General features: G+C 70.5%; 15 protein-coding genes. 6 read left to right on the forward strand and 9 right to left on the reverse strand.

Translation table 11 applies throughout. From position 1 onward, the window contains the following. Nucleotides 1–91: 91 nt before the first annotated feature. From ABZ215_RS27005 to ABZ215_RS27035, 7 genes are all read right to left on the reverse strand, one after another. Nucleotides 92–622 carry an NUDIX domain-containing protein gene (locus ABZ215_RS27005; protein ID WP_354952574.1) on the reverse strand — a complete coding sequence of 177 codons (531 nt, stop codon included), beginning with the start codon at nt 620–622 and terminating at the stop codon, nt 92–94. A 10-nt stretch (nt 623–632) separates the two neighbouring features. Further along, complete coding sequence (locus tag ABZ215_RS27010; protein ID WP_354952576.1) at nt 633–932, reverse strand: hypothetical protein; 300 nt, start codon at nt 930–932, stop codon at nt 633–635. A gap of 142 nt (nt 933–1,074) precedes the next feature. Then, the gene (locus ABZ215_RS27015) at nt 1,075–1,866 is read right to left on the reverse strand and encodes a hypothetical protein (RefSeq protein WP_354952631.1); all 792 of its coding nucleotides are present in this window, start codon (nt 1,864–1,866) and stop codon (nt 1,075–1,077) included. 14 nt (nt 1,867–1,880) lie between these two features. Beyond that, nucleotides 1,881–2,339 (reverse strand): hypothetical protein, encoded by a 459-nt coding sequence (locus ABZ215_RS27020; RefSeq protein ID WP_354952578.1) that lies wholly within the window; start codon nt 2,337–2,339, stop codon nt 1,881–1,883. A 292-nt stretch (nt 2,340–2,631) separates the two neighbouring features. After that, nucleotides 2,632–2,880 (reverse strand): YciI family protein, encoded by a 249-nt coding sequence (locus ABZ215_RS27025; protein ID WP_354952580.1) that lies wholly within the window; start codon nt 2,878–2,880, stop codon nt 2,632–2,634. Nucleotides 2,881–3,026: 146 nt separating this feature from the next. Continuing rightward, entirely contained in the window at nt 3,027–3,365 is a 339-nt protein-coding gene (locus ABZ215_RS27030; RefSeq protein ID WP_354952582.1) for a DUF6204 family protein, read from the reverse strand. Beyond that, nucleotides 3,365–3,982 (reverse strand): TetR/AcrR family transcriptional regulator, encoded by a 618-nt coding sequence (locus ABZ215_RS27035; RefSeq protein WP_354952584.1) that lies wholly within the window; start codon nt 3,980–3,982, stop codon nt 3,365–3,367. The genes ABZ215_RS27030 and ABZ215_RS27035 overlap by 1 nt, the downstream gene beginning before the upstream one ends. A gap of 113 nt (nt 3,983–4,095) precedes the next feature. Between ABZ215_RS27035 and ABZ215_RS27040 the strand changes: the two genes are divergently transcribed. Continuing rightward, a complete protein-coding gene (locus ABZ215_RS27040; protein ID WP_354952586.1) occupies nt 4,096–5,034 on the forward strand; it encodes an ATP-binding cassette domain-containing protein in 939 nt (312 codons plus the stop codon). Continuing rightward, entirely contained in the window at nt 5,031–5,774 is a 744-nt protein-coding gene (locus ABZ215_RS27045) for an ABC transporter permease (protein ID WP_020421596.1), read from the forward strand. The genes ABZ215_RS27040 and ABZ215_RS27045 overlap by 4 nt, the downstream gene beginning before the upstream one ends. On the opposite strand, the gene ABZ215_RS27050 is transcribed toward ABZ215_RS27045, so the two are convergent. Continuing rightward, nucleotides 5,758–8,889 carry a BTAD domain-containing putative transcriptional regulator gene (locus ABZ215_RS27050; protein WP_354952589.1) on the reverse strand — a complete coding sequence of 1,044 codons (3,132 nt, stop codon included), beginning with the start codon at nt 8,887–8,889 and terminating at the stop codon, nt 5,758–5,760. The genes ABZ215_RS27045 and ABZ215_RS27050 overlap by 17 nt on opposite strands. 69 nt (nt 8,890–8,958) lie before the next feature. Between ABZ215_RS27050 and ABZ215_RS27055 the strand changes: the two genes are divergently transcribed. From ABZ215_RS27055 to ABZ215_RS27070, 4 genes are read left to right on the forward strand one after another with little or no spacing between them, the layout of a single operon-like run. After that, nucleotides 8,959–9,639, forward strand: coding sequence for an AraC family transcriptional regulator (locus ABZ215_RS27055; RefSeq protein WP_354952591.1), 681 nt, complete (start codon nt 8,959–8,961; stop codon nt 9,637–9,639). A 48-nt stretch (nt 9,640–9,687) separates the two neighbouring features. Next, nucleotides 9,688–10,560 (forward strand): sterol desaturase family protein, encoded by an 873-nt coding sequence (locus ABZ215_RS27060; protein ID WP_237339192.1) that lies wholly within the window; start codon nt 9,688–9,690, stop codon nt 10,558–10,560. Between the two features lie 12 nt (nt 10,561–10,572). After that, nucleotides 10,573–10,998 (forward strand): MarR family transcriptional regulator, encoded by a 426-nt coding sequence (locus ABZ215_RS27065; RefSeq protein WP_202961471.1) that lies wholly within the window; start codon nt 10,573–10,575, stop codon nt 10,996–10,998. After that, nucleotides 10,995–12,182 (forward strand): epoxide hydrolase, encoded by a 1,188-nt coding sequence (locus tag ABZ215_RS27070; protein ID WP_354952593.1) that lies wholly within the window; start codon nt 10,995–10,997, stop codon nt 12,180–12,182. The genes ABZ215_RS27065 and ABZ215_RS27070 overlap by 4 nt, the downstream gene beginning before the upstream one ends. Here the strand turns inward: ABZ215_RS27070 and ABZ215_RS27075 are convergent. Next, nucleotides 12,154–12,834, reverse strand: a complete 681-nt coding sequence (locus ABZ215_RS27075) for a DUF2306 domain-containing protein (protein ID WP_354952595.1) — start codon at nt 12,832–12,834, stop codon at nt 12,154–12,156. The two genes, ABZ215_RS27070 and ABZ215_RS27075, sit on opposite strands and share 29 nt — an antisense overlap. Between the last annotated feature and the right edge of the window lie 37 nt (nt 12,835–12,871).

The following is a 12,871-nucleotide window of genomic DNA, read 5'->3' on the forward strand; positions in this document are numbered from 1 at the left end:
CTCGATCCTCGTCACTGATCATCAACCCCGACGACGGCACGAACCAATCATCGCAAGCTCACCACCGTAAACTGATTAACGACGCGCGACACTAGGTGGGACTGTCACCGACGTCGCCGTGATCGGTGACGAGTCCGGCTTCGGCGAAGGCGCGCCGGTGCAGCGGGCGTAGCCCGGCCGGGAGCGCCAGGCACGCGAACGCCTCGGCGGCCGGCACGAGCCGCCGGTGCGTGATCTCGAACTGCGGCTCCCAGGGCTCGACCGTCACCTCGGCCCGCCACAGTGACCGGACCAGTACCAGTCCCTGCTCATGCCCGCGCACGCAGGTGCCGCGGCTGAACCCCAGCAAGCGGCAGGACGTCACGGTGGCGCAGGCTTCCTCACGCATCTCGCGTCGCAGCATGTCGATCATGCTTTCGCCCGGTTCGGGACGGCCGCCGGGCAGGCCCCAGGTCTCGCCGTCGGTGCCGACCAGCACGACCCGCTCGCCAGCCACGCAGATCGCCGCAGCCCCGTGCGGGGTTCCCGGCGGCGGGCTCGGTGGCGGGAACCAGGCCACCTTCCAGTCCTGCCCGTTCTGGGAGAACGTGACGTCGACGCCGTCTACGGCGATCTGATCCATGCACGGCCTGCTAGGGAAGGTGGCGGTCGATCCAGCGCAACACCACGCCCAGGGTGCCCCGCTGGTGCCAGCCCTTGCGGATCACCGCGTCCCGGACGGTCTGGATCCCGCCGCGCAGCCGGCCAGCCGGCGAGGGATGCTGTTCGTCGTGGCGCTGGACGGCGCGGCGTTGCAGCCACCGCGCGCACCGCAGGCACACCCCGACCTCCGGATGGCTACCCAGCCGGACCAGTTGTGCCTCCGGGTACTCGCCGCCGCAACACCAGCATCCCGTCTCCGAGACCCGCTCCTGCTCCGGCTGGACCGACACCAGAATCACCTCCACACGACGACCGAGGATGCGTTGCCACCACCATGCCACCCCTGGTCGGGTCAGTCCGCAGCGACGACATCCACACACGGCTTTGACTTCGAGCAACATTGCGACCGCAGCCGATACCCGAGGTTCAGCATCACGCAGCAGCAGGGTCGACTCGCTTCGCATCCCGCGGAACACCGGCCAGCCGCTGACCGCCGTCGGCCCGCACCTGGAACTCGGAGCGCACGGCCTTGACCAGGCGCCGTGCCTGAGCCGCGCCTATTCCCAACCGAACCCGAAGCGTGTCTGCCGAGATCGGCTTCTGGTAAGCAGCACGATGCGCCGCGTCTTCTCCTCGCGCCAGCTCCAGGAGTTTCTCCGGCGAGCGCTTCTGCCGTGTCAATCGAGGTTCGTTCTTGTCATCGGCCTCGTCCAGGTCGATCTCGCGGTCCACCGCGCTGGGTGCCGACTGTTCCCGTACGAGCCCCGGCGACCGCCGTCCGGCAACCGAGCTGTGCGCCGTCGAGGAAGTGCATTCGCCGATCGCCTGTAGGAAGCTGGGGCCGACTTCAGCCCAGCCGATCAAGAGGAGCGGCCCGACGGCGTCGAAGGCTGCTTTTCCGTACTCACCTGCCACTATCGGGTCGGCCACGTTCAACGCCAACGTGACCACGCTCGCGAAGATCAGGAGTCGACGAGCTGGCCGCAGTACGTCCGCCGACGCGCCAGCGAGTGCCAGGTGCCGAGTGCCCAGCAGTAGACCAAGGATCGACAGATCGACCGCAGGTGCGACGAGCGGTGCGACCCAGACCGGGACTCCGAGCCGGAGGGCGAGGTTGAGGACGTTGCCGAAGCCGAAGAGGAAGGTGAGGCCGACGACGACGCCCATGATCACAGTGACGGCATGCACGACAGCGGCCCCGTCGGAAGCTGATCGAGTCGACATCGCTGCACGACGGGTCATCGAGGACCACCTGCTTCGACGCGTGGGCGCCCGTGTGTGTCTCGGGTGGGGATGCCGCGTTCGCGCAGTTTGTTCAGCACGGTGGTGTGGTTGACGCCGAGGTGTTCGCCGACTCGGGCCAGGGACCAGCCGAGGTTGTAGAGGTGGATGGCGTGGTCGACCTGGTCTGGCGTGAGGCCGCGGCGGCGCATCGGCACGCCGTGTCGGTGGAGGATGTTGCTGACCGTTCGCCGTTCGATGCCGAACTGGTCACCGAGTTCGTACACCGTCGCGCCGGACCGGTAGCCGGCGATCAGCTGCTCGATCTGCTCGGCACGGAGTTGCCGGGCCCGGCCGGGGCGGTCGTGCTTGATCGACGACGGCTCGGGGGTATCGAGGCTGGGGAGCTTCTCGCGGAGCTCTTCCAGTGCCCTGACCTGGGCTTTTATGTTCGAGTAAGGTCCCCTAACCTCCACTCGATCGAAGGCGCATCCTGCTCGGCGGGATGCGCCTTCGCTGTTTTCGATCCTCGTATTTTCTTCTGGGGGCGCAGCCCCCAGACCCCGCCCGGGGCGATCCCCGGACCCCCATCGCTGTCGTTCCGTGTTCGAGTAAGGCCACTAACCCCCGCCGTGGTTGCGTTGGTCGGGCGACCGGGCAGTTGGTCTGGTCAACAGTAAAAAGGGCCACCCGTGTCGCGGGTGGCCCTTTTGGTTGTGTGGCGAGAGTTGTGTGACGCTCTCCACTTTGGATGGCTGGGAGGGCGCTCTACTCCGCGGCCTCCTGTAGGGCGCGGACCTCGATTCGTGAGCTCAGGGCGGCGGAGACCTGCTCGGCCCACGTCAGCGCTTTCTCCTCGTCCGGTGCGTCGATGATCCAGAACCCGCCGACGTACTCGGCGGCCTCCACGAACGGCCCCGGTGTGCGCTTAGGCTCCTCGCCGCTGGCGTCGACCGTGATCGCGGTCGACGGTGGCTGCAGGCTGCCTGCGGTGACGAACGCGCCGGCCTCCTTCAAGTCGCTGTTGATTGTCGACGGCGGCCATCACGGCCTCCAGCTCGGCCGGATCGAACTCCTGCATCGACTCCATCGTCGGCTCCTCGACCGACTCGTGCGGAACGGTGAGGAAGTACTGCGGCCTCGGGCAACTCGCTTTCGGTTCGTCATCGTCGGCTCTTGCGGATCTTCACGTCGTCGAGACAGGTCAGGCTGATTTTGACGATCCGGCCCTGCAGGCCCCGTGCGCGCATCCCGGCCTCGGCCAGCTCCTGGGCTTCCAGCTGGGCGGCGAGGTCGGCGTCCTCGGGGCTGTCCTCCTCGACGTGGAGCAGGTAGCGGAACTGGTAGCCGATGAGCTGCGGCGTGTAGAGGAACGTCCCTTCCGGGGTGAAGCGGGAAGCGAAGACGTCGTGGGCTTCCTGCTCGTCGAGCAGCCGCTCCCGTTGCGGGGCGGTGAGGTTCTCGAACCGGCCCCGGACCGTGACCCGATACGTGCGGCTCATCACCGCTCCTTCCGGGTCGCAGCGTCGAACAGCGCCACGATCTCCGGCGTCAGCACCTCGATGTCCGCGTCGCCCCCGAGGAGGTGGGCGGCCGTGTTGTCCAGCACAGTGCGCAGCGCGAACGCCATCGTGGTGGTGTCGAAGGCGCGCATCTCGCCGCGGCGCTGACCGTCTTCGAACAGCTCGATCAGATCACCCAGCGACGCGGCCACCCGATCGCCGTAGTGCCGCCGATCCTCCCGGCTGAGGTACTCGACCACGGCGATCAAGGCGCCGGCCGAGTCCGGGTGCTGGGCGCAGTACTCCAGGAAGGCGCGGATGTACGCGGCCAGCCGTTCGCGGCTCGACCCGGGCCCCGTCAGGATCTGCCCGAGCTGCGGGGCGAGCTCTCCCGCGACCGTCTCGGCGACCGCCGCGACCAGCTCGTCCTTGCCGGAGTAGTTGCCGTGCACTGCTCCCCTGCTGAACCCGGCGTGCTCGGCGACCGCGTTGAGCGAGGTCGCGGACACCCCGGACCGCGCGAACAGCCTGATCGCCGACGCGATCAGCCGTCGGCGGGTCTCCTCCTGGCGCTCCTTGCGCGTCATCCGGACCGCGGGCGCGTCTGCCGTCTCCACGAATTCAGGATACAGGTCGGTATCTGAATGTCGACCTGTATCCGAATCGGTGTCAGGAGTCGTGTCAGTGCGGTGACCGGCCCGTGTCAGGGCGGCCGTCGAAAGTGGTCGTCATGACAGAGGCGATCACGGCTTCCGGGCTCCGGAAGTCCTACCAAGACAAAGTCGTGCTCGACGGGATCGATCTCAGCGTTCCGGCGGGCACGATCTTCTCCCTGCTCGGGCCCAACGGGGCCGGCAAGACCACCACCGTCAACGTCCTGACCACGCTGATCAAGGCCGACGGCGGCACCGTCCGCGTCGCCGGGCACGACATCGCCACCGAGGCCAAGGCGGTGCGCTCGGCGATCGGCGTGACCGGCCAGTTCGCGGCCGTCGACGAGCTGCTCACCGGCCAGGAGAACCTCCAGCTGATGGTGGACCTGAACCGGGTCCCCGCCAAGGACGGCAAGCGCGTCGTCGCCGAGTTGCTCGACCGGTTCGACCTGAGCGGCGCCGCCCAGAAACCCGCGTCGACCTACTCGGGTGGCATGCGCCGGAAGCTCGACCTGGCCATGACGCTCGTCGGCAACCCGCGGGTCATCTTCCTCGACGAGCCGACGACCGGTCTGGACCCGCGCAGCCGCCGCACGATGTGGGACATCATCCGCGACCTGGTGGCCGACGGCGTGACCATCTTCCTCACCACCCAGTACCTCGAGGAAGCCGACCAGCTGGCCGACCGCGTCGCGGTGCTGGACAAGGGCCGCCTGGTCGCGCAGGGCACCCCCGACGAACTCAAGCGCCAGATCCCCGGCACCCACGTGCGGCTCCGGTTCGCCACGGCCACCGAGCTCGACTCGGCTGCCCGGATCCTGCCCGACGCCACCCGCGACGACGACGCGCTGACCCTCCGCATGCCCAGCGACGGCGGCACGAAGTCGTTGCGCGCCTTGCTCGACCGGCTCGACGAGCACTCGCTCAGCGCCGAAACCTTCACCGTCCACACACCCGACCTCGATGACGTCTTCCTCGCCCTCACGGGCCACACCACGGAGGTGGTCGCGAAATGAACAACCAGTCGCTCGTAATGTTGCGCCGCAACTTCAAGCACATCGCGCGGAACCCGGTCACCGTCTTCAACGCGGTCCTGATGCCGATCGTGGTCATGGTGATGTTCGTGTACATGCTCGGCGACGCGTTCAGCGTCGGCGTCGACTACGTCGACTACGCCACACCGGGCCTGATGCTCCTGGCTGTCTGTTATGGACTCGGCGGTGTCGCGACCGCGGTGAGCTCCGACATGACCAAGGGCATCATCAACCGGTTCAAGGTCATGGACGTCTCCCGTGGCGCGGTGCTGAACGGGCACGTCATCGCCAGCGTGCTGACCAACCTGCTCGCCATCGCGGCGCTCGTCGGCGTGGCGTTCCTGCTCGGGTTCAGCCCGTCGGCGGACTTCCTCGACTGGCTGGGCGTGCTCGGCGTGGTCGTGCTGCTCGGTCTCGCGACCGGCTGGCTGACCGTCGCGCTGGGACTGGCGGCCAAGTCGGTGGAATCCGCGGGGATGGCGTCGGTGCCGCTGGTCATGCTGCCGTTCTTCAGCAGCGCGATCGTCCCCGCCGACAAGATGGGGCCGGGCCTGCGCGAGTTCGCGGAGTACCAGCCGTTCACGCCGATCATCGAAACCCTGCGCGGCCTGCTCAACGGCTCGCCTGCCACCGGTGACCTGATCGCCGCCCTCGCCTGGTGCGCCGGCATCGCGCTCGTCGGCTACCTGTGGGCGTCCGCCACGTTCAAGAAGCGAGCGTGACCGCGATCAGCTCGCGCCAGCTCGTCTCCCGCCCCTCCTGAACCGCCTCGGTGAACCGCGTGTCACCGAGGCGGTTCCGCGTTTCCTGCTCGATCCGCGCCACGTCCGGCTGCGAGCGGTCCGGCAGGCCGCGCAGCGCGTCGCTCGCCGCGAGCAACCGGACGGCCTGCTCGGGTTGTCCGCCGCGCAGCGCCAGATCCGCGGCGCCGACCAGCGTCTGGGCGATCATGAGCGGGTGCCCCGCCTCGGCCGCCGCTTCGACGGCCGCCGCGCGGTGCTCCCTGGCCTCGTCGAGGTCCTCGGCGAGGTAGCCCAGCAGATCGTGCGTCATCACGCGGACGGCCGCCCGTTCCGCGTTGTCGCTCAGCATCTCCGTCACGATGCCGAGTTCCCGGCGCGCCTGCTCGGTGTCGCCGCGCCAGCGCGCGAGCTCCGCCTTCGCCAGCGCCAGCTCGGCCAGCGCTTCCGGCCAGGCGATCCGGTCCGCGTACCGCTGCGCCTCGGCCATGGCCGACGCGCTGCGCTCCGCGTCGCCGAGCACCCAGTACAGCTGGGCCTGCCGCGACCGCATCCGCACGACGTCCTCGACGGCGCCGACCTCCTTGACGACCGCGATCGCCTGCTCGTAGTGCTCGCAGGCGCGGGTGAACTCACCGCGCGTGGCGATCCGCTCCGCCAGCTCGGTCTGGGCGAACGAAATGCCCCAGCGTTCGCCGATCGCGCGGAACTCGGTGAGCGCCGCCTCCAGGTAGGTGTCCGCCTCTCGGCCGCCGTGGCCGAGCTGCACCCGCATCTTCCCGAGTTGCAGCCGGGCCAGCGCGCGCACCCACGGGTCGTCGTCGGTGATCTGGGGCTCGAACGCGGTCAGCATCGCGTCCGGCCCCTCCAGCAGGCGCTCCATCGCGCCGGCGAACCGCAGCGACGGCGGCGGGTTCGGCACGCGCCGGCTGATCTCGTACGCCTTGTGAATCCACTCCACCGCGTCGAACTGGTCGCTGCCGCGCCCGGAGGTCATGAACCCCGACACGAACGCGTACACCACGCCGCGGATCTCGTCCGCCACCTCGCCGGGCATCGTGGCCGCCGCCAGGATCAGCTCGTTGCCCTCCGCCTTGTGCCCGGCGAGCCACCAGTACCAGCCCGCGGCCGCGGCGAGCCGCATCGCGCCCGCCGCTTCGCCCGCCGCGATCGCGCCGCGCATCGCCGCGGCGATGTTGTCGTGCTCGGCCTTGAGCACGCCGAGCCATTCCAGTTGTTCGGCGCGCAGGAGGTGCGGCTCCGCGGTTTCCGCGAGTTCGGTGAAGTACGCCAGATGCGCGCGGCGCGCCGCCTCGGAATCGCCGGCTTCGGCGAGCCGTTCGTCGGCGTACTCCTTGATGGTGCCGAGCATCCGGTAGCGCGGGGCGCCGTCGTCATCGGTGACCACCAGCGACTTCTCGGTCAGCGCGGTCAGCAGCTCCAGCACCTCCCACGATTCGATCTCGTCGGTGGCGCAGACGCGCTCGGCCGCTTCCAGGCTCGCGCCGCCGGAGAACACCGAGAGCCGGCACAGCACCGTCCGTTCGGCGTCGCTGAGCAGCTCCCAGCTCCAGTCGATCAGCGCGCGCAGCGTCCGCTGCCGGGGCAGCGCGGTGCGGCTGCCGCCGGTGAGCAGGCGGAACCGGTCGTCGAGCCGGTTGGCGAGCTGGTCGAGCGACATGGTGCGCAGGCGGGCCGCGGCGAGTTCGATAGCCAGCGGGATCCCGTCCACCGCCCGGCAGATGCGTGCCATGGCCGACAACGTCTGCGCGTCGTTGCCGAGGTCCTTACGCACCGCGGCGGCCCGGTCGCGCAGCAGCTGGACGGCCGGGGCGGCTTCGATCTTGCCCGGGTCAGCGTCGTCCGCGGGCAGCGCCAGCGGCGCGACCGGCCACAGCGCCTCACCGGTGATGCCGAGGGGTTCCCGGCTCGTGGCGAGGATCCGCAGCCGGCGGCACTCGCCGAGCACCCGGTGGGCGAACTCCGCGGCGGACCCGACCACGTGCTCGCAGTTGTCCAGGACCAGCAGCACCGTCCGCTCGCGGAGGGCGGCGATGACGCGGTCGGCCGGGTCCGCGTCCGGCGCGTCGCCGAGCAGCGCGTCGCGTAGTTTCAGCGCGGCCAGCGCCGCCTGCGCGACGTCCCCGTCCGCGCCGAGCGGGGCGAGTTCGACCAGCCAGGTCCCGTCGGGGAAATCGCCGAGCAGCGTGCGCGCGGTTTCCGTGGCCAGCCGGGTCTTCCCCGCGCCGCCGGGGCCGATCAGCGTGGTGAGCCGGTGTTCGCCGATCAGGTCGCGGACCGCGGTGACCTCGGCGTCCTTGCCGACGAAGCTGGTCAGCTCGGCGCGCAGGTTGGTCTTCTGCTTCTCCGCGGGCCGCTCCACCTCGCCCCGCAGCAGCGCGACGTGCAACGCGGACAGCTCCGGCGAGGGGTCGACGCCCAGCTCGTCGGCCAGGGTTTCCCGGGTGCGCTCGTAGACGAGCAGCGCGTCGGTGTCGCGGCCGGTCGCGACCAGTGCGCGCATCAGCGCGGCGACCAGCCGTTCCCGCACCGGGTGCGCGGCCACCAGATCGGTCAGCTCGGTGACCAGATCGGCGCCGTTGCCGAGGCGGATCTCCGCGTCGAACCGGTCTTCCAGCGCGGTCAGGCGCAGCCCCTCGAGCCGGGTGACCGCGGCGTCGAAGGCGCCGCTGTCGGTCAGGCCGACGTCCTGCATGGCCGGACCGCGCCACAACGCGAGGGCCTCGCGCAGCCGCTGCGGATCTTCGTCCTCGCGCGCCTTGCCGACGAGGCGTTCGAACCTGACGGCGTCCACCGCGTCGGGCTCGATCCGGAGCCGGTAGCCGTCCGTCTGCCCCTCGACCGACCCGGCGGGCAGCGCCTTCCGCAGCCGGGAAACGAGGCGCTGCAGGGCGTTCACCGCGTCCGACGGCGGCTGCTCACCCCAGATCCAGTCGATGAGCGCCGCCTTCGGGACGACGCGGCCCGGCTGCAGCGCGAGGGCGACCAGCAGCCCGCGCAACCGGGCGCCGGGCACGTCGGCGAAGCGGCCGTCGTCCGTGCGAACTTCGAATGGACCAAGCATTCCGACCTGCACCCGGCCGATTCTGCCAGTCGACCGGCGCCGGGCTCGGCGATCGGCGGTTTTTCGTGTTGGGTGGGAGCCGTGACTTGGCGGGGAACCGCGACGCTGCGCCCTGGCCGGCTCGGCTACCGCGGGACGGTGGGGGACGCGCACCGGCACCGGCACGCCGCCGTGCAGGTGGTGCTCGCCGACGAGCCGGTGCGCCTGCGTGGCGCGGACGGCGGCGAGTGGTGCCGCTCGGCCGTGATCCCGGCTGGCGCCGAACACGAGATGCACGGTGGCGCGGCCGGGCAGCTGATCTGGGTCGACGCCACCGGCGTGCTCGGCCGGTCGCTCCTCGCCCGGGTCCGCGGCACTGGCCTGCCCGCCGGATCACCCGCGGCGTGGCGGGCGGCAGGCGAATCCCTGGCCGAAGGCTGGGCGGACGAGCCCACCAGCCTGCACCCCGCGTTGCGCAGGGCGGTCGAGGCCGTGCCCGCGATGCTCGACTCCACCGTCCCGCTGGCGGAAGTGGCCGGCGTGGCCGGGATCTCCGCGTCGCGCCTCGGGCACCTGTTCCGCGACGAGATCGGCCTGCCGTTCCGCGCGTACGTGCGGTGGGCCCGCCTGCAGCGCGCGATCGAGCACGCCCGCGCCGGCGCGACGCTGACCGACGCGGCCCACGCCGCGGGCTTCGCGGACAGCGCGCACCTGACGCGCGTCTGCCACGACATGTTCGGGCTCGCCCCGTCCGCCCTGACCCGCGGCGTGCGGTGGGAGTAGCCAGTTCGTTCAAGCCGGATCGGTCCGCCTGCGGGCAGGGTCGGCGGCATGCGAACCCTCGTCCGGTACGGCTACGTGCCGTTCATGCTCCTCGTCGTCGACGGCGCGGCCATCGCCCTGGCGGCCGGCGGTCATCCGAAGCTCTGGCTGCTCGGCCTGCTGTTCGTCGCGGTGGGCGCGTCCTTCGCCGCCGAACGCGTCCTGCCCTACCGCGACGACTGGAACGTCCCGCACGGCGACGACCGGCGCGATGTCGCCCACGCCGTGGTGAACGAAACGCTGACGCTGGCCGGTCTGGCCGTGCTCCCGGCGCTCACCGCGGTCGCGTCGATCGACGGAATCTGGCCCGGCTCGCTGCCGTTCGCGGTGCAGGTGCTGATCGCCGTCCTCGTCGCCGACCTCGGGATCACGCTGGTGCACCTGGCCAGCCACAAGGTCCCGGCGCTGTGGCGGCTGCACGCCGTGCACCACAGCGTCAAACGCGCGTACGGGTTCAACGGGCTGATGAAGCACCCGCTGCACCAGACCCTGGAAACCGCCGCCGGTGTCGCGCCGCTGGTCCTGCTCGGCATGCCGTCCGCCGTCGCGAGCGTGCTCGCGCTGTGCGTCGCGGTCCAGCTGCTCCTGCAGCACTCCAATGTGGACTACCGGGTGGGGCCGCTGCGCGCGGTGCTCGCGCTGAACCAGGCGCACCGGTTCCACCACCTCAAGTGGGCCGGGGCCGGCGACGTCAACTTCGGGCTGTTCACGCTGCTGTGGGACCACTGCCTCGGCACCTACTCCTACGACCCGGAGCGGCGGTTCCGCAGCGACGACCTCGGCATGGCGGCGAAGCCGCACTACCCGGACGGGTACCTGGCGCAGCTCGCCGAGCCGTTCCGGCCGAGCGGAGCGTGCACGACGAAAAATATTAGTAACTGATATAACTGGGTGGTGCGCGAGCTGGACATCACCGAGCTGACGGTCGTGATGGAGCGCTTCACGCGCATGAACATCCGCCTGCCCGCGGTGCAGCGGCTGAGCTTCACCACGTTGTCCGTGCTGCACACGCTCGCCACCCGCGGGCCGAAGCGGCTGGGCGAGCTGACCGCCGACGAGCAGGTCACGCAGTCCGCGATCACGCAGATGGTGACCAAACTGGAGCGTGAGGGACTCGTCGAGCGGCTGCCGGACCCCTCCGACGGGCGGGCCGTGATCGTGCGGATCACGCCCGACGGCGCGGCGATCGTCGAGGGGCGGCGCGCCGAGCGGATCAAGCACCTGGAGCGGCTCGCCGCTCAGTTGCCGCGTGCGGAACGGACCGCGATCGCCGCCGCCCTGCCCGCCCTCCTGCACCTCGTAGAACTGGGGGAACAGTGAAACCGACGCCCATCCACGTGCCCGGCGAGGTGCTCGACGACCTCCGGCGGCGGCTGGAGCTGACCCGCTGGCCGGACGACCTCGGCAACGAGGACTCCGCCTACGGTGTGAACCGCGCGCTGCTCCAGGAACTCGTCGAGCACTGGCGGTCCGGTTACGACTGGCGGGCGGCCGAGGCGGCGATGAACGCCTATGACCACTACCGCGTCGAGGTCGGCGGCGTGCCCGTGCACTTCATGCGCAAACCCGGCGCCGGGCCGTCCCCGACGCCGCTGATCCTGCTCCACGGGTGGCCGTGGACGTTCTGGCACTGGTCGAAAGTGGTCGACTCGCTCGCCGAACCCGACGGCGACGGGGAGGCGTTCGACGTGATCGTGCCGTCGCTTCCCGGCTTCGGGTTCTCGTCGCCGTTGCCGCGCGCGGACCTGAACTACTGGAAGATCGCCGACATCTTCCACGAGCTGATGAGCGGGGTGCTGGGGTTCGGCAAGTACGCCGTCGGGGGTTGCGACGTCGGCGCCCTGATCGCCGGGCAGCTCGGGCACAAGCACGCGGATTCACTGCACGGCATCCACATCGGATCCGGGCAGAAGCTGAGCATGTTCAACGGCGAGCGCGCGTGGGACATCACCGGCGGGCAGCCGATCCCGCCGGGGCTGCCCGCCGACGCGCACGCGCGGGTGCTGGAGCTGGAGCGGCGGTTCGCGGTGCACCTGACCGCGCACGTGCTGGAGCCGAGCACGCTGTCGTTCGGGCTGACGGACTCGCCTGCCGGGATGCTCGCGTGGATCCTGCAGCGGTGGGTCAAGTGGAGTTCCCCGGAGACCGTCTACCGCAAGGACGACCTGCTCACCCACGCGACGATCTACTGGGTGACGAACACGATCGGCACCTCGATCCGCACGTATGCCAACAACAACCGCTACCCGTGGACGCCGTCGCACGACCGGCAGCCGGTGGTCGAGGCGCCGACCGGGCTCACCCTGGTGAACCACGAAAACCCGCCGGGCGTGTCGACGCCCGGCGAGCGGGTGCGGAACTTCGTGGCGAGCGAGCGGGGTGGCTGGTACAACCTGGTCAACGTGCGCGCCCACGAGCGTGGCGGGCACTTCATCCCGTGGGAGATCCCGGCGGAGTGGGTCGCGGACCTGCGCCTCACGTTCCGGCTGGCACGGGAGAGCTGAGCGGCGCGCGGCGGGTCTTGCGGCGGTGCCGCGTGTGCTGCAGCCACCACTCCGCGATCAGCAGGTTCACCAGCCAGCTCATCCACGTGCCGACGCCGATCGCCTGCTGGAGGGCCAACGCGTCGGACGGGTCGGGCACGAACGCGGCCACGCACACCGTCGTCCACAGGCGGTTGACCACGATGGAGAAGCACAGCGCGAAGCTGCGCACCATCCACTCGCGGTGCTGCGCGTACCGGCGCCGCCGGGCCATCACATAACCCGTCACCGTCGTGCCGAGCCACAGCAGCGCCAGCATCGTGTTCGCCGCGCGCTGGTTCAGCCCGGCCGCCCCCAGCGGCGCCACGGCGAGCGCGGCGAGCCCGCCCGGGATGGCCGCGAACACGTAAATCCGGCCGCTCCACCGGTGCACCTCGGGGTGCTTCTGCCGCAGCCACGGCCACAGTTGCAGCACGGCGGTCACCAGCACCGCCGTGCCCAGGAAGATGTGCGTCACCAGCAGCGGGTAGTGGAACCACGTGCCGGACCGGGTCGGCACGCGGGACTGCGCCGGGTCCAGCCCGAGGTAGGGCGGCAGCGCGTAGGCGAGGAAGGCGACAGTGACGAGCCCGAGTCCGACGAGCGGCGGGCGGATCCGCGTCGAAGCAGTCATGCCACGAGTTTTCGCCCGCGCGACAACGAGATCACTG

The organism is Amycolatopsis sp. NPDC006131 (assembly GCF_040614175.1).
In the GTDB taxonomy this organism is placed as follows: domain Bacteria; phylum Actinomycetota; class Actinomycetes; order Mycobacteriales; family Pseudonocardiaceae; genus Amycolatopsis_E; species Amycolatopsis_E tucumanensis.

Coding starts and splice junctions, on each gene's coding strand:
- ABZ215_RS27005 (WP_354952574.1), bottom strand. CDS start 622: ATGGATCAGATCGCCGTAGACGGCGTCGACGTCACGTTCTCCCAGAAC.
- ABZ215_RS27015 (WP_354952631.1), bottom strand. CDS start 1,866: ATGTCGACTCGATCAGCTTCCGACGGGGCCGCTGTCGTGCATGCCGTC.
- ABZ215_RS27030 (WP_354952582.1), bottom strand. CDS start 3,365: ATGAGCCGCACGTATCGGGTCACGGTCCGGGGCCGGTTCGAGAACCTC.
- ABZ215_RS27040 (WP_354952586.1), top strand. CDS start 4,096: ATGACAGAGGCGATCACGGCTTCCGGGCTCCGGAAGTCCTACCAAGAC.
- ABZ215_RS27045 (WP_020421596.1), top strand. CDS start 5,031: ATGAACAACCAGTCGCTCGTAATGTTGCGCCGCAACTTCAAGCACATC.
- ABZ215_RS27060 (WP_237339192.1), top strand. CDS start 9,688: ATGCGAACCCTCGTCCGGTACGGCTACGTGCCGTTCATGCTCCTCGTC.
- ABZ215_RS27075 (WP_354952595.1), bottom strand. CDS start 12,834: ATGACTGCTTCGACGCGGATCCGCCCGCCGCTCGTCGGACTCGGGCTC.